This window comes from Polaribacter sp. IC066 (assembly GCF_007997085.1).
In the GTDB taxonomy this organism is placed as follows: Bacteria; Bacteroidota; Bacteroidia; order Flavobacteriales; family Flavobacteriaceae; genus Polaribacter.
Genome location: NZ_VORR01000012.1, coordinates 1 through 21,378 on the forward strand (window position 1 = coordinate 1; position 21,378 = coordinate 21,378).

General features: G+C 31.1%; 16 protein-coding genes and 1 pseudogene. 12 read left to right on the forward strand and 5 right to left on the reverse strand.

Translation table 11 applies throughout. The features are described 5' to 3' along the window. Positions 1 to 326 precede the first annotated feature (326 nt). The 3 genes from ES044_RS05585 to ES044_RS05595 form a co-directional block, all read right to left on the reverse strand. Positions 327 to 545: a Gfo/Idh/MocA family oxidoreductase gene (locus ES044_RS05585; protein ID WP_147120321.1), complete on the reverse strand. Its 219-nt coding sequence runs from the start codon at positions 543 to 545 to the stop codon at positions 327 to 329. 33 nt (positions 546 to 578) lie between these two features. Beyond that, positions 579 to 1,982, reverse strand: coding sequence for a glucuronate isomerase (uxaC, locus tag ES044_RS05590; protein WP_147120320.1), 1,404 nt, complete (start codon positions 1,980 to 1,982; stop codon positions 579 to 581). 80 nt (positions 1,983 to 2,062) lie between these two features. Next, entirely contained in the window at positions 2,063 to 3,085 is a 1,023-nt protein-coding gene (locus ES044_RS05595) for a LacI family DNA-binding transcriptional regulator (protein WP_147120322.1), read from the reverse strand. A 154-nt stretch (positions 3,086 to 3,239) separates the two neighbouring features. Between ES044_RS05595 and ES044_RS05600 the strand changes: the two genes are divergently transcribed. The 4 genes and pseudogenes from ES044_RS05600 (at position 3,240) to ES044_RS05615 (ending at position 7,649) form a co-directional block, all read left to right on the forward strand. Then, complete coding sequence (locus ES044_RS05600) at positions 3,240 to 4,280, forward strand: sugar kinase (protein WP_147120319.1); 1,041 nt, start codon at positions 3,240 to 3,242, stop codon at positions 4,278 to 4,280. 32 nt (positions 4,281 to 4,312) lie between these two features. Beyond that, positions 4,313 to 5,536, forward strand: coding sequence for a 6-phosphofructokinase (locus ES044_RS05605; protein ID WP_147120318.1), 1,224 nt, complete (start codon positions 4,313 to 4,315; stop codon positions 5,534 to 5,536). A 1-nt stretch (position 5,537) separates the two neighbouring features. Beyond that, complete coding sequence (locus tag ES044_RS05610) at positions 5,538 to 6,206, forward strand: bifunctional 4-hydroxy-2-oxoglutarate aldolase/2-dehydro-3-deoxy-phosphogluconate aldolase (protein ID WP_147120317.1); 669 nt, start codon at positions 5,538 to 5,540, stop codon at positions 6,204 to 6,206. Between the two features lie 218 nt (positions 6,207 to 6,424). Further along, positions 6,425 to 7,649 (forward strand): annotated as a pseudogene (locus ES044_RS05615) (IS3 family transposase). A 376-nt stretch (positions 7,650 to 8,025) separates the two neighbouring features. On the opposite strand, the gene ES044_RS05620 reads toward ES044_RS05615, so the two are convergent. Beyond that, the gene (locus tag ES044_RS05620) at positions 8,026 to 9,438 is read right to left on the reverse strand and encodes a sialate O-acetylesterase (RefSeq protein WP_147120316.1); all 1,413 of its coding nucleotides are present in this window, start codon (positions 9,436 to 9,438) and stop codon (positions 8,026 to 8,028) included. A gap of 78 nt (positions 9,439 to 9,516) precedes the next feature. Continuing rightward, entirely contained in the window at positions 9,517 to 9,825 is a 309-nt protein-coding gene (locus ES044_RS05625; RefSeq protein WP_147120315.1) for an IS30 family transposase, read from the reverse strand. 687 nt (positions 9,826 to 10,512) lie between these two features. Here ES044_RS05625 and ES044_RS05630 point away from each other — a divergent pair. The 8 genes from ES044_RS05630 to ES044_RS05665 all read left to right on the forward strand — a co-directional run bounded on the left by ES044_RS05630 (position 10,513) and on the right by ES044_RS05665 (position 21,309). Next, positions 10,513 to 11,100, forward strand: a complete 588-nt coding sequence (locus tag ES044_RS05630; RefSeq protein ID WP_147120314.1) for a restriction endonuclease subunit S — start codon at positions 10,513 to 10,515, stop codon at positions 11,098 to 11,100. A 1-nt stretch (position 11,101) separates the two neighbouring features. Beyond that, a complete protein-coding gene (locus tag ES044_RS05635; RefSeq protein ID WP_147120313.1) occupies positions 11,102 to 12,625 on the forward strand; it encodes a type I restriction-modification system subunit M in 1,524 nt (507 codons plus the stop codon). 136 nt (positions 12,626 to 12,761) lie between these two features. Continuing rightward, positions 12,762 to 13,772: a virulence RhuM family protein gene (locus ES044_RS05640; RefSeq protein ID WP_147120312.1), complete on the forward strand. Its 1,011-nt coding sequence runs from the start codon at positions 12,762 to 12,764 to the stop codon at positions 13,770 to 13,772. A gap of 2 nt (positions 13,773 to 13,774) precedes the next feature. Continuing rightward, on the forward strand, positions 13,775 to 14,191 hold the full coding sequence (locus ES044_RS05645) for a hypothetical protein (RefSeq protein WP_147120311.1): 417 nt from the start codon (positions 13,775 to 13,777) through the stop codon (positions 14,189 to 14,191). Beyond that, positions 14,188 to 15,477 (forward strand): restriction endonuclease subunit S, encoded by a 1,290-nt coding sequence (locus tag ES044_RS05650; protein ID WP_147120310.1) that lies wholly within the window; start codon positions 14,188 to 14,190, stop codon positions 15,475 to 15,477. Before ES044_RS05645 ends, ES044_RS05650 begins: the two co-directional genes overlap by 4 nt. 11 nt (positions 15,478 to 15,488) lie before the next feature. After that, complete coding sequence (locus ES044_RS05655; protein ID WP_147120309.1) at positions 15,489 to 17,123, forward strand: ATP-binding protein; 1,635 nt, start codon at positions 15,489 to 15,491, stop codon at positions 17,121 to 17,123. A 365-nt stretch (positions 17,124 to 17,488) separates the two neighbouring features. Further along, positions 17,489 to 20,608 carry a type I restriction endonuclease subunit R gene (locus ES044_RS05660; RefSeq protein ID WP_223269241.1) on the forward strand — a complete coding sequence of 1,040 codons (3,120 nt, stop codon included), beginning with the start codon at positions 17,489 to 17,491 and terminating at the stop codon, positions 20,606 to 20,608. Next, positions 20,608 to 21,309 carry a M48 family metallopeptidase gene (locus ES044_RS05665; RefSeq protein ID WP_147120307.1) on the forward strand — a complete coding sequence of 234 codons (702 nt, stop codon included), beginning with the start codon at positions 20,608 to 20,610 and terminating at the stop codon, positions 21,307 to 21,309. Before ES044_RS05660 ends, ES044_RS05665 begins: the two co-directional genes overlap by 1 nt. The last annotated feature ends 69 nt before the right edge of the window (positions 21,310 to 21,378 follow it).

The following is a 21,378-nucleotide window of genomic DNA, read 5'->3' on the forward strand; positions in this document are numbered from 1 at the left end:
ATATTCTTTGCAATTTTTATCTGTTTTAAACCGTTCAGTAAACTCTAAAAGGTTTTGTCCTGTAAATAAATCCATAATCACCCTATTTTATTGACTTACAAGATATGAAATTATCTACTTACCTCAATAAAATTTTTCCGATTATAGCAGCATCAACTAATTCTTTTACTTTTTCAAAAGTAGGTAGTTTCCTTCTATAATGTATAACGACTAGTTTATCTGTTTTTATCTTTGAATGTATCCAATTCTATTACTTTAGAGAAGTTTAAGATTATAGGTTTTTCTAAATAAATAAATTTTTGCAGGCAAACATTTTTTGGCGATTTCTAAATGAGTAGAAGGTGGGTTGCAATATAAACAGCGTTTATCTTGCTGTTTTCTAGCAACTCACCTACAGAATTATACCAAAAAGGAACTTGATGTCTTTCTGCGAAATGGTGCGCTTTTGCCGAACTTCTTCTCATAACTGCAATTAGTTTTGAGTTTTTTACTTTCTGAAAAACCGGTCCGCTTTTTATTTCAGCAACGTCTCCACAGCTAATTATACCCTAATTAGTTGTTTTTATACTAGAAAAAACTTATTTAAAATTAAAATAATTTTGAGCATTGTAATAACAAATATCACTTATGATACTACCTAAAAATTTTTCATCATTTGGTAGTTCACCGTTCTCAACATCAGTTCCAATTATATTGCATAAAATTCTTCTAAAATAATCGTGTCTTGGAAACGATAAGAAGCTTCTAGAATCGGTTAACATGCCAACAAAACAAGTTAATAAACCTTGATTAGAAAGTGTGTTAATTTGTTTTTCCATGCCGTCTTTTTGATCTAAAAACCACCAAGCCGCACCAAATTGTACTTTTCCTTTTACAGTACCATCATTAAAATTACCAACCATAGTAGCAAAAACTTCATTATCAGACGGATTCAAATTGTAAACAATTGTTTTTGTCAACTGATTTGTACTGTCTAGCGCATTTAAAAATCCGCTTAATGCTTTTGCTTGCGAGAAATCTCCAATAGAATCAAAACCAGTATCCGGGCCTAACTCTTTTAATAAACGTTTGTTATTATTTCTGATGGCACCCAAATGCAATTGCTGCGTCCATCCTTTTTTATGATACATTTTTCCTAAAGCAATCATTGTTTTTGCTTTAAAAAATGAGACCTCTTCAGGCGCTAATTCTTGGTGTGCTTTTACTTTATCAAAAAGGTCTGCAATAGCATATTTTTCAGTTTCAAAATAGTACAATTGTTCCAAACCATGATCGGACAATCTACAGCCGTTTTCATTAAAAAAATCAACTCTATTTTCTAGGGCAGCTAATAAATCAGTATAAGAATTAATAGAAATTGCACTCGCTTTTTCTAGTTCTAATAAGTAAGTATTATATGTTTTTACATCTTCTACCCCAAAAGATTTATCTGGTCTAAAAGTAGGGAAAGTTTTTACTTTAGAAGCATCCTTTTGAATGGCAATATGATATTCTAGAGAATCTATTGGATCATCTGTTGTGCATAAAGATTCTACATTTTGCATTTTTAATAATCCGTTTGTAGAATGCGTTTTTTGTTGTAAAAGCTCCGATGTTTTCTCATAAATTTCTTCGGCGTTTTCTGGGGATAAAATTTCATCAATTCCAAAATAGGCTTTTAGTTCTAAATGTGTCCAATGAAATAATGGATTTCGAATGGTAAAAGGAACCACTTCTGCCCACTTTAAGAATTTTTCTTTATCCGAAGCAGTACCTGTAATGTACTTTTCATTAATTCCAAAAGCACGCATTGCGCGCCATTTGTAGTGGTCTCCAGACAACCAAACTTGCGTAATGTTTTCAAACTGTTTGTCTTCTGCAATTTGTTGTGGTGCTAAATGATTGTGGTAATCTATAATCGGCAACGACTTTGCATAGTTGTGGTATAATTTTATTGCGAAATCGTTTCGTAATAAAAAATCGTTTGTTATAAAGCTGTTCATGGTATGAATCTCTTATTTTATAATAAATACTTATGGTATTCTTATATTGGTTTATTATGATAACAATATGGAGTAAAAAATTAGGTAAGTTTAGAAGAATCTCTAATAATTAATTCCGCGTTTAATATAATTTTATTTAAATTTTGTTTAATATTTTTTTCATTCTGATAAAATAAAAATCGTTCTGCTGCTTGTTTTCCGATTTCCTCGCTATGTTGATTAATACTAGATATTGTAGGCGTAACCATAGCAGTAAAAGGCTCATTTCCAAAACCAACTAAAGCTATTTCATTAGGTACTTTTATGGTATTCTCTTTCAAAATTTGCAGGGCACCCAGAGCAGCGTAATCTCCTGCAACATAAACGGCATCTGGTTTGTCTTGCAAATTGATCAGTTGTAACATATATTTTCTTCCATCTTCAATGGTCAAATTACACTCTATTAACAATTCCTCTTCCAATGGTAAATTATGTTCTTTTAATGCATCGATATACCCACGAATTCTATTATTAAAGATTCGTGTACGTTTGTAACCGCCAATATGAGCTATTCTTTTACAGCCTTGTTCTGCAAGATGTTTTACAATTAGATGACTGCTTGCATAGTCATCTATACCCACATAGTCTACGTTTAAATCGTTTTCTCCTCGGTCAAATAGAATCAAAGGAATTCCTTTGGATTTTATTTTTTCATAAAAAGATAAATCTACGGTTTCATTCGCCATAGAGGCGATAATACCATCAACTTGCGTAAAAAGTAACGTATCAATACTATCGCATTCTTTCTTATACGATTCGTTAGATTGGGTTATAATAATATTATATCCTTTCTTATTTAAAACTTCTTCAATATTTTGAATAACTGATGAAAAAAAACTACTATTTGTTCTTGGTACAATGACACCAACTAAATAACTCTTTCCACTTCTTAAGGCACTTGCCAAATGATTTCGTTGGTAATTTAATTTTTCTGCAACTTCTCTTACTGCTATTTTTGTTTTTTCACTTATTCTAGAATCGTTATGTAACGCTTTAGAAACAGCTGCTGCAGAAATATTTAACACGTTTGCAATATCTTTTATCGTAGTTTTTTTAGTTTTTATCAAAATATTTATATATTTGCTTAAACGTTTAAACAAATATAACTTGTTTTCACTTTATAATCAAAACAAATAATAGAATATATGTTTTGATTTTATTTTAACAAGTTGCTTAAACGTTTAACTAAATAATTAAAAACAATTAATTTAAATAAAAATGGGTAAAGTAGTAACATTTGGAGAAATCATGTTAAGATTAGCTCCTCAAGGATTTTTAAGATTTTCACAAGCCAATAATTTTGATGTTGTTTATGGTGGTGGAGAATCTAACGTAGCAGTTTCATTAGCAAATTACGGAGTTGATGTTGATTTTGTAACACGCTTACCAAAAAATGATATTGGTGAATGTGCTATGATGGAAATGAGAAAACGTGGAGTTGGCGTAGATAAAATTGTATATGGTGGTGATCGTTTAGGAATTTATTTTTTAGAAACAGGTGCAGTATCTAGAGGTTCTAAAGTTGTGTATGACAGAGCACATTCTGCAATCGCAGAAATTGAATCTGGAATGATCGATTGGGATACTGTTTTTGATGGAGTGGAATGGTTTCATTGGACCGGAATTACACCTGCAATTTCTCAAGGAGCAGCAGATGTTTGTTTAGAAGCTGTTAAAGCTGCAAGTGCAAAAGGAATTACAATCTCTACTGATTTAAATTACCGAGCTAAACTATGGAATTATGGCGGAGATAGAGAAGCAATTATGACAGAGTTAACATCTTATTGCGATGTTATTTTGGGAAATGAAGAAGATGCAGAAAAACATTTTGGAATTCATCCAGAGGGTTTAGATGTTCACAAAGATGGTCATGATGTAAAAGCAGAAGCATTTTTATCTGTATGTAAACAAATGATGGAGAAATTTCCAAGAGCTAAAAAAGTAATTACAACTTTAAGAGGTTCAATTTCTGCTTCTCATAATACTTGGGCTGGTGTTTTATATGATGGAACAAAAATGTTACAAACGCGTCAATACCAAATAACAGATATCGTAGATAGAGTTGGCGGTGGTGATTCTTTTATGGGTGGTTTAATATATGGATTATTAACATATCCAGAAGATGATCAAAATGCTTTAGATTTTGCCGTAGCTGCTTCTTGTTTAAAACACACTATAAAAGGAGATGCAAACTTAGTAACCGTTGCTGAAGTAGAAAAATTAATGGGAGGAGATTCTTCTGGTAGAGTAGCAAGATAATACATAACTCTTCTTTTAAAAAAAATCAAAAGATGTTAGAGCCTAAAATGTCTGTTTTAATTTTATGTGGAGGTGGTCCTGCACCCGGAATAAATGCTGTAATCAGCACGGTGGCAAAAGTCTTTTTAGAGGATGGCTATCGCGTAATAGGTATTCATGAGGGCTTTAAAGGTCTTTTTTCTGAAGAACCTAAATTAAAAGAATTTGATTTTTTTCATGCAGATAGAATATTTAGTAGAGGTGGTTCGACTTTAATCATGAGTCGCTTTAAGCCTAATAATGAAGTATTGAATACGTCTATTTTTAAGGATAATAATGTAAAGTTACTTGTTACTATTGGAGGTGATGATACGGCGTCTACAGCCAATAGAATTTCACAATATTTAAAAAAGGAAGCTATATTTATATCCAATATTCACGTACCAAAAACAATAGATAATGATTTGCCTTTACCTGATAGGAATCCAACGTTTGGATTTCATTCGGCCAAAGACGAAGGTGTTAAAATAGGAAACACAGTTTATGAAGACGCGCGTACAAGTCAAAACTGGTTTGTGATGTCTGCGATGGGAAGATCTGCAGGACATTTAGCATTTGGAATCGCGGCAAGTTGTCATTTTCCAATGACGGTTATTCCTGAAATGTTTGCTAAAACTGAAATCACGATAGATAAAGTTGTCCGCTTAATTGTGTCTTCTATCATAAAAAGGAAGTTAAAAAACATCCATTATGGTGTTGCCATGGTTAGTGAAGGGATCTTTCATAATTTAAAGAAATCAGAACTAGATAAGATAGGAATCAATTTTACGTATGACTCTCATGGACATCCAGAACTAGGAAACGTTAGTAAATCTCATATTTTAAATGTACTTGTTCAAGATCAACTAAAAAAGATTGGATTGGTTATAAAAACACGTCCGAGTGAATTGGGTTATGAACTGCGTTGTTGCAGACCTATTGGTTTTGATTTAACTTTATGTACTCTTTTAGGAATAGGTGTAAAAAAACTTTTTGATCAAGGAAAGAGTGGTTGTTTGGTCTCCGCAAACTCCAAAGGTGAGATATCGCCTTTGTATTTAAAAGAGTTACAAGATAAAGAGGGTAAAATCAAACCTCGTTTAGTAGAGATTGATTCAGAGTTTGCACATTTATTTTTTCAAAACCTTCATTACATAAAAGAAAGTGATTATAAAGATTTAAAGGGTTATCATATAATCCCTGAAGCATATGATTTTAATAAAATACTAATAGAATAAAATGGCACAATTTACAAGATTAGAAGTAGCACAAATAATGAAAGATACAGGCATGGTTCCTTTATTTTATCATAAAGATTTAGAAATCAGCAAAAAAGTAATCACCGCTTGTTATAAAGGGGGTGCAAGACTTTTAGAATTTACAGCTCGTGGAGACTTCGCACACGAAGTTTTTGGAGAATTAGTGAAATATGTAACTAAAGAATTACCAGGAATGGTCATGGGTGTTGGTTCTGTAACAGATGCAGCAGCAGCTTCTAGATTTATGTCTTTGGGTGCAAACTTTATTGTTACACCGGTTTTACGTGAAGATATCGCAATTGTGTGTAATAGAAGAAAAGTTTTGTGGTCTCCTGGATGCGGAACGCTCACAGAAATTGCAAGAGCAGAAGAATTAGGCTGTGAAATCGTTAAATTATTTCCTGGTGATATTTATGGTCCTCAATTTGTAAAAGGAATTAAAGGTCCTCAACCCTGGACAAGTATTATGCCAACAGGTGGGGTATCGCCGACCAAAGAAAATTTAGAAGCTTGGTTTAGCGCAGGTGTAACTTGTGTCGGTATGGGATCTCAATTAATGGCAAAAGATGCTGATGGTAATTTTGATTATGTTAAAATTGAAAGTTTAACTGAAAATGCCATTAAAATTATACAAGATTTAAAAAAATAGTTTTGTGCAGTTGATTAGTTTATAACACGAACAAAAACCCGAAATTCATTGTAAATTCGGGTTTTTTATTTAAATTTAATTGCGGTAAGTAGATAAATATATTCATTGAAGTCAATAAACCTAATGAATAATGGATGTATTTTAAGGATAAAAGCTTCTTGGAGTGTCTACCTTTGATGTGACGATTTTTATGAGCTTATTAATTTTATAGTTGACTTATGGTAAAAAAGTATGACAATGAATTTAAAGTTATAATCGTAGAACTATTAAATTCGGTCATTAAGACAAAACAAGTTAGTGAGGATTATGGTTTAAGCTTTAGTATGGTTGGGCGTTGGAAACGCGAATACAAGTTAAAATCGGGTGATTTCTCAAAAAAGAAGGAGTTATCAGTTAAGTATCAATAAATCAATACTTTAAAGAAATAGTTAAAGAATGTAACAATGGAGCGTGAAATCTTAAAAAAGGCGGTAATCAAACAACCCGAAAACGATATTTTCTCCTCTTAATATCAAATTTTCAAGAGCGACTTATAAGATATCAATTCATTTTAGAAAATGTTGATATATCTAGTGGAAAAGATATGTAAATCTATGAAAGTTAGTAAAACGTTGATTAAAATTGATTTAAGAACAAATACATTGTGTTTTTAAAAACACCAACAGCACATCTAAAAGAAAGAATTAAAATCGTCTTTGAAGATAACCGAGAAATTTATGGTAGCTGTAGGGTTCAAAAAGACTGGAAAGGGAAGACCTGTTTTACTCCCAATCTTACATAGGATTACTAATGAAAGAAATGGGTTTAAGAAGTGTTCTAAAAAGAAAATTTGTAATTACAACAGACTCTAATCATCAATATTTAATTGCAGAAAATACGTTAAATAAAGAGTTTTCTAGTCTTAAATTAGCAGAAATATAGGTGTATGATATCACCTATATTTGAGTTAATGACGATTGGAGTTATTTAACAACCATCATATATCTTGCTGATAGAAAAGTTGTTGAATGGTCTTTGAGTGAAGGTATGACAACTCAAAATACAGTAATGAAAGCTTGGATTAAAGCTCGAAAAACAAGAAGTATTAGCAATAGACTTATTTTTTATTCTGATAGAGGTGTCCAGTATGCATCAAAAAAAATGACTAATTTCTGTAACTTTAACCTTAAAATAACTCAAAGTATGAGCAGGAAAGATTTGATATTAAGAACAAAAGCGCAGTTTTTAATAAAAAAGGAATGCTGTAACTAAAAGTTTTTTTAAAACAATCAAATATGAATGGCTATATCGATTTAAATCCACCTCAAATAACCAATTATATGACTCTATACAAGGCTATATATGCATTGGTATAATACAGAAAGATTACATGCTAGTTTAGGGTATCTCTCACCTCTAGAAATGGAAATAAAATTGAAAGGAATTATTAAAAAGATAACTTAAGAAAATAGTCACAAATTTACTAGATAGTCCATGATACCGCACAGAGTTGGATTGGGGTAATATTCTTTATAATGAATTTAATAACATCAAAAAAAATAGCTAAGGAATATGCTATTTTTTGTGCGATGTTTAAAGATTGGAAAATAGTAAGATTTATTAAATTATTTAAAGTGATTTTCCTTCAAAGTGAAACAAGAGCCTATAGACGAAATCAAAAATACTTAAAGTTAAAGCTTAAATACGTTTGTTAAAATCAGCATGTCCTAAATAGTATTTAAATAAAAACATATATTTTATTCATTTTAAAAAACCTATTTAATCTTTTTTAAGCTGTTCTTTGAATTACAAGAACAGCTTTTGTTTTAGTTAATATTAGCTATTTATTCTCAATTTCCCAAGAATCAGTTCTAAAGGAAGAAGCTGGTATACCCGCAGTATTATAGAGTGATGCATTGGTGCAGTTTTTAAAACCATAACGAACTGCAATAGGCTTTTTTATTTTATTAGACCAAACTGTAATTTTATTCTTTCTACCGAATTTTATTTTTGCGGGATAAAAAACTTTATCCTCTCCACAAATTTCAAAATCAGTAACTTTCTTTTTAAAATTTGTTAAGCCATTTTCAGCATAATCAAAAGCAATTTCGATTTTATCCTCTTTTACTTCCATCGACTTGTAAATAGGTCCAGAAAATGAAAATCCTTTGATATTATAGGTTTTTGCTAAAGCCCAATATGCCAATCTTTCGCCCGCAATTCGCTTATTAGGAGGATGAATACCCTTACACCAATCTGTATCTAAAATCGTTGCCATTCCTGTATTTTCAACAGTTTGCATTACCTGCATTTGTGCTTCACGTAACAAGGCTGAGTTTGGTTTATGCCATTCATAAGGTGCAATTTGAACGAAATAAAAAGGTAGTTTTCCTAAGTTCCATTGTTTACGCCACGTATTTATCAAGGTTGTAAATCGTTCTTTATATTGATGGGCATTCTTCGTATTTGATTCACCTTGATACCAAATAAAACCTTTAATATTAAAACCTAAAAGTGGGTAGGTCATTGCATTATATAGTAATAACGGAGCTTTTTGAGGTACACTATTTGGCATTTCTGTAGGAATATCAATATCATTAAATTGAGAAAGGGTCTTTTTATCCATCCAAGCTTCTACTGGAGATGAACCCCTTGAAGAAACAATAAGTCCAACAGGTACATCTAAATTCATTTGTAACAATTTACCGTAGAAATAAGCTGTAGCACTAAATTCGCTAACTGCTAATGGGTTCGCTTCTTTCCATTGACCACCTTTTATATCATTTAAAGGGGTTGTACTAAAATTTTCCTTAACTGTAAATAAACGGATTTTAGAATTTTTAGAATTTAAAATGGCTTCATTATTTCCCGTTATAGGTTGATCGTGCCCACCTTTCATTTTCATTGCCATATTAGATTGCCCAGAACAAAACCAAACTTCACCAATAAGCACATTTTTTAAAATAATTTTTTCACTTCCATTTATGCTAACTTTATAAGGGCCACCAGCTTTTGGAGTTTGGATTTTCAATTTCCACTTTCCATCTTCTTTAGTAATTGTTTCTTCTTCTGCTCCCCATTCTCCAGAAACTTTTATTTTAGTTCCTTTTGAATCTGTTCCCCAAATTGAAACTTCTTGATTCTGTTGCAAAACCATATCACTACCAAAAATTTTTGACAGTTTAGTTTGTGCCGAAATTTGAATAGCACATATTGCTAAAATTAAAAATGTAATTAATTTATGTTTTTTCATAATCTATGATGGCTTTTAAATAATCGTATTTGTAATTTGTTGAAAAGTTAATTTCCTAATTATAACCAAACGCTGAATTCAAGGCACAAAAGTAACCTTCTGTTTAAATAATAATTGTTCCATAACAAATATAGGATTTTCAAATTTATACCTTTTCCTAGGTTTGTTATTTAGTTTATTTTTCACCTGTTTGATTGTTTGTTCAGTTATAGATGAGAAGTCAGAACCCTTTGCAAAATACTGTCTAATTAAGCCGTTTAGATTTTCGTTAGACCCTCTTTCCCATGAATGATAAGGATGTGCAAAATAGGAATCAATATCAAGTTTTTCTAGCACTTGTAGATGCCCTGCAAATTCTTTTCCGTTATCCGCTGTAATAGTAAACAAATAAGGTTTCTAGTCCTCTTATAGTTTTATGATAGCTTTGGTTACGACATCGGCTTGTTTGGATGCAATTTTTTTCATTTTAAGCATTCCAGAAGCGCTATCGTCGACGGTCAGAATAGCTTAATGATGATTTTTACCTATAATTAAGGCCACTACAGAATGTTGGTTTTGTGACTTGAATTTAGCAAACGAAAAAACTACGAGAGTAAATGTATGCTTAAAACTAAAATTAGCGTAAATTTTAATTGAAATTACCCTCGTTTATATATTTAGCAATTCTACACAGGTTGCTTATATAGACGAGCGATTGGAAAGTAGATGTAAATATTAAACTAGAAAGCAATTTAGAATTATGAAGCCTTATCTAGCAGAAGAAAGCTCTTTGGAAATAACTTTATCAAATATAAGAATTAGTAAATAGATGTGAATTAATAGAGGTTTTCGTTAATGATTTTTTCTTCTAGATTTTTTGATTTTACTAAATTTTAAAATCTTACTAAAAGATTATAACTTTTCTAATACTATTTAATTTTAGCTGAATAACCTTTAGAGTTACAATAAATAAATAGTATTAAAGATTTAGTTAGTGAGTTAAAAAATTGCATCATAGAAATTATGCGGTAAAAAAACTATAAATTTAAAATATTTTACATATATTTGCATCGTACTAATTATGTATGTAAAATTATGCAAAGTAAAACAGTTATTCTAAAATCAATTTTAATCTATGAAGGTCTTTCCTCTGGACATTCATTTAGAGGAAAAATAAAACACGTCCATAAGGGAGGAGTTCGTGTTATTCAACTTAAAGACTTTGAAGAAAACTATACAATTATTGGTAATAACTGTGTTTTAGTAGATAGCGAAAAAATTAAAGCTAAGAACCATTTAAAAGAAGGAGATATACTGTTTACGTCTAAAGGAGCGAATAATTTCGCAGTGCCTTATAAAGAAATAGATAGAATTCCCACAATAGCTTCTTCTGCTCTTTTTGTTCTCAAAATAGATGAGAATCTTGCAAACCCAGATTTTATTGCCTGGTACATTAACCAATCGAAAGCTCAAAATTACTTTAAGAGTAATGAATCTGGCACATATACAACAAGCATCAATAAAACAGTGTTAGAGGAAACACCAATAGAACTTCCATCTTTAGAAAAACAAGCTAAAATTGCTAAAATAGCACAACTTCAAAATAGAAACTTAATAATTAGCAACCAATTAATCGAATTAAATAAAAAACTAACAACAACCCAACTTATAAATAGCTTATAAAATGACAAATACAGTAAAACCAACACAAGATCAAATAAACTCTGCATTATGGAATGCTTGCGACACCTTTAGAGGTGCTTTTGATTCATCAGAATACAAAAACTACATTTTAGTTTTTATGTTCATAAAGTATTTAAGTGATGTTTGGAAAGATCATTACAATGAACTGAAAGAACGTTTCGGAGATGATGAAGAATTAATTCAAAGAAAATTAAATAGAGAGCGTTTTGTATTGCCACCTAACAGTTCTTTTGATTTTATTTTTGAACATAGAAATGATACAGATATCGGTGAGAAAATTGACACTATTTTTGCAAAGATTGAAGAAAAAAACATTGAAAAATTAGACGGTGTATTTAGAAACATCAGTTTTAATTCAGACAAATTAGGGCAAACTAAAGACCGTAACAGAAGATTAAAAAACCTAATTAACGATTTTGCAAAACCAGAATTAGATTTTCGTCCATCTCTTTGGGATAAAAAAGAAGATATTTTAGGAGAAGCTTATATGTTTCTTTTAGAAAAGTTTGCTTCTGGAGCTGGTAAAAAAGGAGGAGAATTTTTTACTCCAAAAGAAGTATCCAGCTTATTAGCAAAATTAGTAGCACCAAAAGAAGGTGATCGTATTTTTGATCCAACTTGTGGTTCTGGTTCTCTGTTAATAAAAGTTGCCGAAGAAACAAAAGATAACGCAGGGAAACCTACCGATAATTTTGCAATTTACGGACAAGAAAGTAACGGAGACACCTGGGCATTAAGTAAAATGAATTGCTTTTTACATAAAATGGATTCTGCTCAAATTGAGTGGTGTGATACTATTAATAACCCGAAATTAATAGAAGGTGATGTTTTGATGACGTTTGATATTGTAGTAGCAAATCCGCCATTTAGCTTGGATAAATGGGGACACGAGAACGCAGAAGCAGATCGTTACAAAAGATTTCTTCGAGGTGTACCTCCAAAATCTAAAGGAGATTATGCTTTTATCTTGCATATGATTGAAACTACAACGCCAGCAGGAAAAGTTGGTGTAATTGTGCCACACGGAGTCCTTTTTAGAGGAAGTGCAGAACAGAAAATACGCCAGAAATTAATTGAAGAGAACTTACTGGAAACTGTTATTGGTTTGCCAACCAACTTATTTTATGGTACAGGAATACCTGCTGCAATTCTTATTTTTAACAAAGCGAAAACAACAAAAGATATTTTATTTATTGATGCCAGTAAAGATTTTGAAGGTGGAAAAAAGCAAAATGTTTTAAGAGCGCAAGATATTGACAGGATTGTGAATACACATCAAGATCGAAAAACAATCGAAAAATACAGTTCTTTAGTAAAACCAGAAGAGGTTGCAGAGAATGATTACAATTTGAATATCCCACGTTACGTAGATACATTTGAAGAAGAAGAGCCAATTGATATTGCAGCAGTGCAGAAAAATATTATACAATTAGAAACTGAATTGGTGGTAGTTCGAGAAGAAATGGATAAGCATCTAAAAGATTTAGGATTTTTCCCATCCTAATACTTCCCGAAAGGAAGGACTTTTGGTGGATAAAATAGAAATAGTGGTTGTTCGAAAAATTCGACTAACTGTATGAAAAAATAATATAATTTATTAAGCAATCAAGTAATCCTTGACAACTTAAAATAAAAATTTTATGAGTAACCAGGAAGAAAATAACATTATCATTTATACTACACAAGATGGTAAAAGTTCCGTTGCACTTTTTGCCCGAGATGGCAATGTGTGGATGAATCAAAAACAACTTTCAGGACTTTTTGACACCTCTGTACCAAACATCAGTATGCATATTACAAGTATACTAAAAGACAATGAGTTAAACTCTAATTCAGTTGTTAAGGATTACTTAACAACTGCGGTAGATAATAAAGAATACAAGGTTACTTTTTATGCATTAGATATGATCTTAGCGATTGGATATCGCGTGCGTAGCAAACGTGGTGTACAATTTAGGCAATGGGCAACCAGAAACCTAAGTGAGTTTATTATTAAGGGTTTTGTAATGGATGATGAGCGTTTAAAAAATCCTAATGGTCGTCCAGATTATTTTGACGAATTATTAGAACGTATTCGTGGTATCCGCGCTTCAGAAAAACGCTTTTACCAAAAAGTACGAGACTTGTTTAGTTTAAGTAGCGATTATGATTCCACCGATAAAGCCACACAAATGTTCTTTGCGGAAGCTCAAAATAAATTGTTGTATGCTACTATAAACCAAACAGCAGCTTCACTTATTGTAAAACGTGCCGATGCTAAAAAACTAAATATGGGATTGTCTACTTTTAAAGGTAGCGTAGTTAGAAAACAAGATATTACAGTAGCTAAAAATTATTTAACAGAAGATGAGCTAGATAGTTTAAACAGGTTAGTTGTTATTTTTTTAGAAACTGCGGAACTGCGTGCAAAAAATAAGCAAGATTTAACGATGCGTTATTGGCAAAATAATTTAGATAAAATTATTGAATTTAACGACCTAAAAGTACTAGAAAACGCAGGGAAAGTAAGTCACAAACAAATGGAAAATAAAGTGCGGGCACATTATGAAGTATATGACGAGAAACGAAAAAAACTGGCGGCAGAAGAGGCAGACCGTATAGATTTAGAAGATTTGAAGATGTTGGAAGCTAAAATAAAAAGGAAAAGTTAAATATGAGGAATACACAAGCAAGTAAAGAAATTATTCAACTTTGGAAATTTACAGTTGACATAGCGATTAAGCTTTGTGAGCTATTGGAGCAAGATCATAATTATAAGAACATACGATTGCTATATGAAAATGGTCAAATGATGGTTTCTAATAATTTTAAAAATCAAAAAGAATTACTATATCCTATTTCTAGTGAATCTAAAATAAAATCACTTTGGATAAATGCGAATAATCCCAATGATTTCGAAAACCCTATGCAAATCCAAGCAGTTTTGCATTTTCAACCAAAACTTAAAAATACGGTTTGTCTGATATGGAAAACAGATGAACAGTTTGAATTCTCATTACAAGATAATTTGGATTCAGATACATTAGCACAAGACATATTTGCAAAAGTAGAATCAAAATTCGCAATATGAATTTAGAAAAAAAAGAAGGTTATAAAGAAACTAAATTGGGTTGGATTCCTGAAGATTGGAATACGCCAACGATAATAGAAGTCTTTGATTTTTTAAGAACAACATCTTTTTCAAGGAGCCAATTAAATTACGAAGAAGAAAACGAAATCCTATATATTCATTACGGCGATATACACGCTACTTATAAAACACCAATTCTTGATTTTGATAAGGTTAAAACTATACCAAGGTTAAATAATGATGTAAAATTATCATCAACCGTTCAATATTTGCAAGATGGTGATGTAATTATTGCAGATGCTTCTGAAGATTATGAAGGCATTGGCACTGCTATAGAATTGCAAAATGTTGATAAAAAAAAAGTAATTAGCGGTTTACATACATTTGCACTTAGAGATAAAGAAGATTTAACTTTAGAAGGATTTAGAACTTACATCTTTAAAAATCCAATTGTAAAAAAAGCTCTAAAAACGATTGCTACAGGAAGTAAGGTTTTTGGCATCTCTAAAGGTAATGTTCAAAAATTTGAAATCGTTTTACCTACACTTCCAGAACAACAAAAAATAGCCAATATTCTAAATACTTGGGATAAAGCCATAGTTGCTCAAGAAAAACTCATTGCGCAAAAACAAGCGCTTAAAAAAGGCTTGATGCAACAGTTGTTGACTGGAAAGAAACGGTTTGCTGGGTTTGAGGAGGAGTGGGAAGTAAAATTCATATCTGAAATAACTTCAAAAATTGGAGATGGACTTCATAGCACACCAAATTATGACGAAAAAGGAACTTATTATTTTATAAATGGAAATAATTTAGTTGAAAATAAAATTATAATAACTTCAAATACCAAAAAAGTTAATCATAAAGAATTTCTGAAACATAAAAAATTAATCAATAATAGAACAATTTTACTTTCTATTAATGGAACAATAGGCAATGTAGCTTTTTATAATAAAGAACCTGTAATTCTTGGAAAAAGTGCGGCTTATATTAATATTCTTGAGAATGTTTCAAAAGAATATATTGCTTTTCAGTTACAGGCTGAAAATATTAAGAATCATTTTAAAAAGGTTGCAATAGGTTCAACTATCAAAAATTTAGGACTAAAAGCGATTGGTAAAACAAAAATTGCGATTCCTACTAATACTGAACAAGAAAAAATTGTAGAGATTTTGAAAAAATCAGAGGATGAAATAGTATCATTTCAAAAACATTTAGAATCATTGAAACTACAAAAACAAGGATTAATGCAGCAGTTGTTAACTGGTGAGAAACGGGTTAAAATTTAAAAGAAAAAGTTATGACAGAAAATAGTGAATACGACCAAAAATCCTTGCGCCTTGTAAAAGGCAAAACAGCAGATTGGGATGAGTTAGCAAAAGACTGTGTTGCTTTTGCCAATGGCAGAGGTGGTTTTATCTATATAGGAATTGAAGATGGAGAAGACGAACCGCCTACCAATCAAATAGTTTCAGATGATTTATTAGAGAAAGTGCGCAAAATAATTCCGCAACGGAATATAAGTGTTGCTATTTTTGTCAGTAGAATTATAAGAGAGAACAGTGGGCAGATAATTAAATTAGAAATAATGCGTAGTGTGCAATCTATAGCAGCTACAACTAATGGGAGATATTATATTCGTATTTCGGATGAATCGAAACCAATTATGCCAGACGAATTATCTAGAGTTGCAGCAGAAAAGCAAGCATTTATTTGGGAGGAAAAAGTAGTGCGTAAAGTTCCTTATCAAAATGCTGAACCTAATAGAATTCAACAATTTATTAAAGATTTAAAAAATTCTAATAGAGTAAGCGAATTTGTTAAAGAAATGCCTCTTGAAGAGCTATTGGAGTATTATTTTTTTATTAGCGATGGCTTACTTACTAATCTAGGAATTTTATGGTTGGGTGAGCGAAAAGAAAGAGCTAGCATATACTATGCACCTTCCATACAGTTTATAAAGTATGACGAGAACGAAAAAAAAATCAACAAAATTATTTGGGATGATTTTACGTTAAATCCTAAACAGCTTCTTGCAGAAATAATTGCTTTATCAGACTGGAAAGAATCTATAGAGATTTCAGATGGTCTTTTTCGAAAAAACATTCCAAACTACGATGTTGAGATTATTCGTGAACTAATCGTAAATGCTTTAGTTCATAGAATATATACGATGCGTGGTGATATTTTTATCAATTTATATCACGACAGGTTAGAAATTCACAGTCCTGGATTATTACCACTTGGAGTTACTCCTAATAATATCATTAGTAAATCTATTTATCGAAATACACATTTGGCAAAAGTATTCTACGATTTACAGTTAATGGAAAAAGAAGGAAGTGGCTATGATAAAGTTTATGAATTACTTCTTTTTAATGGAAAACCAGAGCCTTTAGTCGAAGAATGGGATGACAGAGTAGTTGTTACTGTTAAAAAAAATATTATTAGTAAGGAAGTAGTTCACTTGATGAGTAAAATTAATAATGATTATTTATTAACACAAAAAGAAATTATCGCTTTAGGGTTAATTGCTCAAAGTAATTCGATGCCAACCACGTTTTTAAGTAAAAAGTTAAGCTTAAGAAATGATGACTCTTTAAAGTATTGGATAGGTGGATTAATTAAAGAAGATATTATTTTGTCTAAAGGAAAAACCAAAGCTACTGAATACTTTGTGAATCCAGAGTTATTAAAACAACTCGATTTTAAAGGTAAAACTGACCTTAAGAATATTGAATCTCATCGTCTTGAACAATTAATTTTAGAGGATTTGAGAATCTATCAACCATGTTCTATTAGCGATTTACATCAAAGAATTGGTAAAGAAATTAATCAAAAGAAAGTTAAAAGACAATTAGATAAAATGATTGAAGAAGCTAAAATAGAAGGAGTTGGAGAAAAAAGATGGAGAACTTATAAAGCTTTAAAATAATTCTATCGGACATTCTATCGGACATCTATCGGACATTCTGTAGTTATTTATCAATATTTGTCTTATAGGGTATTTAATAATAATTCTTGTAAAAAAAAGATTAAAATAATTTACTCAAAAGATGTTGAAACAAGTTCCCCAAAAACTGATAAAGTTTCCCCAAAAACTAATAATGGAGTTAGTGATAGAAGGAATGATTTATTCATTAAAACTATTGATTAATATAGGTATTATAAGGGATTTAGAACATTTTAGCATCATAAACACTAAATTTTATAGTAAGTTTCAATTGCCTAAAAGCGAATAATAGTTCCCCGAAAAAATATCAGATTCCCTAAAAAGTAAAAATAATACCAAGAGAAATAATGGCAGCAAATTATAAAGAGTACAACGACTCACAAAAACCGGCTTTAGATTTACTTCAAAAAATGGGTTGGGAATACCTATCACCCCAACAAGTATTTGAAGCACGTAATGAAATATACACCAATGTTATTTTAGACGCTGTTTTAGCACAACAATTGTCTAAAATTAATGCTTTTGATTATAAAGGTGAATCTTATAAATTCTCTACAGGTAGCATTCAGGGCGCTGTAAATGCACTTAAAAATGTACCAAACGAAGGTCTGATACAAACTAATGAACGTGTTTATGACTTAATTACTTTAGGAAAAAGTTTTAACGAAACTGTTCAAGGAGACCGTAAGGCTTACACGGTGAATTATATCGACTGGAAAAACCCAGAGAATAATATATTTCACGTTACTGAAGAATTTGAAGTAGAAGGAGGTAAAGGTAAACGCAGACCAGATATAGTACTTTTTGTAAATGGTATTCCGTTTGTAATTATAGAAAACAAACGCAGAGATAAAAATAATTCTATAGACGAAGCTATTTCTCAAAACATAAGAAACCAAAAAGAAAAAGAAGGAATTCCGAAGCTATTTTATTATTCACAATTACTTTTGGCTGTGCACCCTAACGAAGTTAAATATGGCGCTACAGGAACGCTTGCTAAATTTTGGTCGCTATGGAAAGAAGATACAGAAAAAGAAGTTGCTAAACTTTTAAAAAAGAAAACAAAAAATACGGATTCGGAAGATCGTTTCGTAACCGAGCAAGACAAAGGTATTTATTCTTTATGCAGACCAAACCGTTTGTTAGAATTGGTTTACAAGTATATTGTTTTCGATGGCCCAGATAAAAAAATATGCCGTTATCAACAATATTTTGCAGTTCAAGACACCATTAAACGAGTAAAATCTCGAAATAATGAAGGTAATCGTCAAGGTGGTGTAATTTGGCACACTACAGGTAGCGGTAAATCTTTAACAATGGTGATGTTGTCGAAAGCATTAGCTTTAGACACAAGTATAGAATCTCCAAGAGTTATTATTGTTACAGATAGAATAAGTTTAGATAAACAAATATTTAAAACATTTGTTAATTGCGGTAAACACGTTAAAAAAGCAAAAAGCGGTAATGATTTAGTAGAATTGCTGCAAGACAAGGGTAATGAAATCATAACCACTATTATAGATAAATTTGAAATTGCCACAAAGCGTGCAGCTTTTAAAGACGAATCGCAAAATATATTTGTTTTAGTAGATGAAAGCCATCGTAGTCAATACGGTTCTGCACACGCCAATATGAAACGTATCGTTCCAAATGCATCTTATATTGGTTTTACAGGAACACCATTAATGAAATCCCAAAAAAATACATCGAAAAAGTTTGGTGGTTTCATTCATAAATATACCATAGATCAAGCGGTAAAAGACGGTGCAGTTCTACCGCTATTGTATGAAGGAAGATCTGCCAAATTAAGCATCAACAAAAAACAGATAGATAAAGGTTTTGAGCGTTTAGCTGCTCCTTTAAGTGAAGAAGCTCAAAAAGATTTAAAAAAGAAGTTTGCAACTATTGCCAAAATTTATGAATCGGATAATGTAATTGAAGAAATTGCTTTCGATATTTCTAAACACTTTTCTGAAAATTGGAAAGGAACAGGTTTTAAGGCGCAATTAGCAGTTCCAAAAATTGATACCGCTATTAAATATCAAAAATATTTTGAAGAGCAGTCCAACGAGTCACTAAAAATAAATACCAGCGTGGTTTTTACACCACCAGATAGCAGACAAAATAATGATGATGTTTGGTCTGAAACTACAAGCGAATCTCAAAAATATTGGGCAAAAATTTTAGAACGCTTTAATGATCAAGAAGCCTATGAAACTTATGTCATTGACCGTTTTAAAGAAGAAAGTAATGAAGTAGAAATTATTATTGTAGTGAGTAAGCTTCTTACGGGTTTTGACGCACCTAGAAATACCGTACTTTATTTAGCAAAACCTTTGGTTGCACATAATTTACTTCAAGCCATAGCAAGAGTAAATCGTTTATTTAACGGTAAAGAATACGGTCATATTATTGATTATGTTGGCGTATTAGGAAAACTCGATGAAGCACTAACAGAATATAGTGCTTTAGAAGATTTTGATGAGGAAGATTTAAAAAACACCGTTGTAGATGTTAAAGAGGAAATTCGAAAATTGCCTGTTCGTCACGAAGAAGTGTGGGATATTTTTAAAGAAGTTTACAATAAAAATGATATTGAAGCATTAGAAAGACACATTTCAGAAAAAGACTTGCGAGATCAATTTTATGATCGTGTTTCTATTTTTGCAAGGTTACTACAGACAGCATTGGCGTCAGATGATTTTTATGCGGAATTCAATACCGAACAAATTGGTTTTTATAAAAATGAATTAAAGAAATTTCAAAGCCTGCGGTTATCAGTCCAATTTAGATATGCTGAAAAAGTGTCTTATAAAGAATATGAACCAAGAGTTCGTAAATTATTAGATACTTATATTAATGCTGAAGAAGTTCAAGTTTTAGCAAAAGATGTTAATATATTTGATAAAAATATGGTTGAGGAAGCTCTCGAAACCTATGGTAAAACCCCAGCTTCAAAAGCAGATTTTATTGCTAATCAGATGAAAAGAGTGATTACCGAAAATATGGAGAAAGATGAAGCTTTTTATAAGAAGTTTTCCCAGCTCATTGAAGATACCATAAACGATTTTTATGACGAACGAATTACGGAGAAAGAGTATTTAGAAGCGATGCAAAAAACTCGTGAAGATTTAGCAAATGGATATCAAGACGGAATTCCAGAAGATTTACAAAACAACCCAAGAGCACGTGCCTTTTATGGAGCTTTAAATGAAGTGTTAATTAAAAAATTAGACAAAGAAATTAGCAAAAATAAAGTAGCTAAAGCAGGTTTAGAAATTGAAACAATCGTGAACAATCTAATAATAACAGACTGGAAAAAGAATGTAGATATTCAAAACCGAATGGAAAATGAAATAGAGGATTATTTGATCGGAAAAAGAACCCAATTAGGTATTGAGATAAGTTTTGATGAAATAGATTCTATTTTGATTAAATGTTTAAGAGTAGCAAAAAATAATTTTTGATGCATAAAATACAATACGGTAGTCAGGAAATTTTTTATGAACTCAAACGATCCAATAGAAAAACATTAGGAATTGAAGTTCACCCCGATAGTTCAGTTCATATTATAGCACCAACTTCAAGTTTATTTGAAGACATTGAACAAAAAGTTGAGAAACGTGCTAAGTGGATAATAAAACAACAGGCTTATTTTGAACAGTTTTTGCCACGCACACCAGAACGCAACTATGTTTCTGGAGAAACGCATTATTATCTAGGTAAATCCTATCTTTTAAAAGTTAGCGTCGGAAAAGAGAATCAAGTGAAGCTAAAAGCAGGAAAGCTTGAGGTCGTTTGTAAAAATGAAATAAAGCAAGGACGAGCAAAAAAACTATTAGCACATTGGTATTATGTGCATGCTGAAAAAAAGTTTAGGAGCATAGCAATTGAAGCGTATTCTAAATTTAAGGAATATGATTTTGAAATGCCTGAAATTGAAATTAGAAGAATGGCAAAGCGATGGGGAAGTTGCAATACAATAGATAAAGTAATATTAAACCCTGAAATTATAAAAGCATCCTCAAAATGTATTGAATACGTTCTAATCCACGAAATGTGTCATTTAATAGTAACTAACCATAACAAAGAATTTTATAAAATATTAGATACTATAATGCCAACTTGGAGAAAATGGAAAGGTAAATTAGAAAATAAATTGTCTTAAATAGGTTAATCTGTTTATACGATAAATCAAAATTAGTAGCCCCTTTAATAGCCCCAAAAATTAAAAAAC

Excerpts from the sequence above, each read along its gene's own strand:
- uxaC (WP_147120320.1), bottom strand. The coding sequence starts at position 1,982 with ATGAACAGCTTTATAACAAACGATTTTTTATTACGAAACGATTTCGCA.
- ES044_RS05600 (WP_147120319.1), top strand. The coding sequence starts at position 3,240 with ATGGGTAAAGTAGTAACATTTGGAGAAATCATGTTAAGATTAGCTCCT.
- ES044_RS05605 (WP_147120318.1), top strand. The coding sequence starts at position 4,313 with ATGTTAGAGCCTAAAATGTCTGTTTTAATTTTATGTGGAGGTGGTCCT.
- ES044_RS05610 (WP_147120317.1), top strand. The coding sequence starts at position 5,538 with ATGGCACAATTTACAAGATTAGAAGTAGCACAAATAATGAAAGATACA.
- ES044_RS05620 (WP_147120316.1), bottom strand. The coding sequence starts at position 9,438 with ATGAAAAAACATAAATTAATTACATTTTTAATTTTAGCAATATGTGCT.
- ES044_RS05630 (WP_147120314.1), top strand. The coding sequence starts at position 10,513 with ATGCAAAGTAAAACAGTTATTCTAAAATCAATTTTAATCTATGAAGGT.
- ES044_RS05635 (WP_147120313.1), top strand. The coding sequence starts at position 11,102 with ATGACAAATACAGTAAAACCAACACAAGATCAAATAAACTCTGCATTA.
- ES044_RS05640 (WP_147120312.1), top strand. The coding sequence starts at position 12,762 with ATGAGTAACCAGGAAGAAAATAACATTATCATTTATACTACACAAGAT.
- ES044_RS05645 (WP_147120311.1), top strand. The coding sequence starts at position 13,775 with ATGAGGAATACACAAGCAAGTAAAGAAATTATTCAACTTTGGAAATTT.
- ES044_RS05650 (WP_147120310.1), top strand. The coding sequence starts at position 14,188 with ATGAATTTAGAAAAAAAAGAAGGTTATAAAGAAACTAAATTGGGTTGG.
- ES044_RS05655 (WP_147120309.1), top strand. The coding sequence starts at position 15,489 with ATGACAGAAAATAGTGAATACGACCAAAAATCCTTGCGCCTTGTAAAA.
- ES044_RS05660 (WP_223269241.1), top strand. The coding sequence starts at position 17,489 with ATGGCAGCAAATTATAAAGAGTACAACGACTCACAAAAACCGGCTTTA.
- ES044_RS05665 (WP_147120307.1), top strand. The coding sequence starts at position 20,608 with ATGCATAAAATACAATACGGTAGTCAGGAAATTTTTTATGAACTCAAA.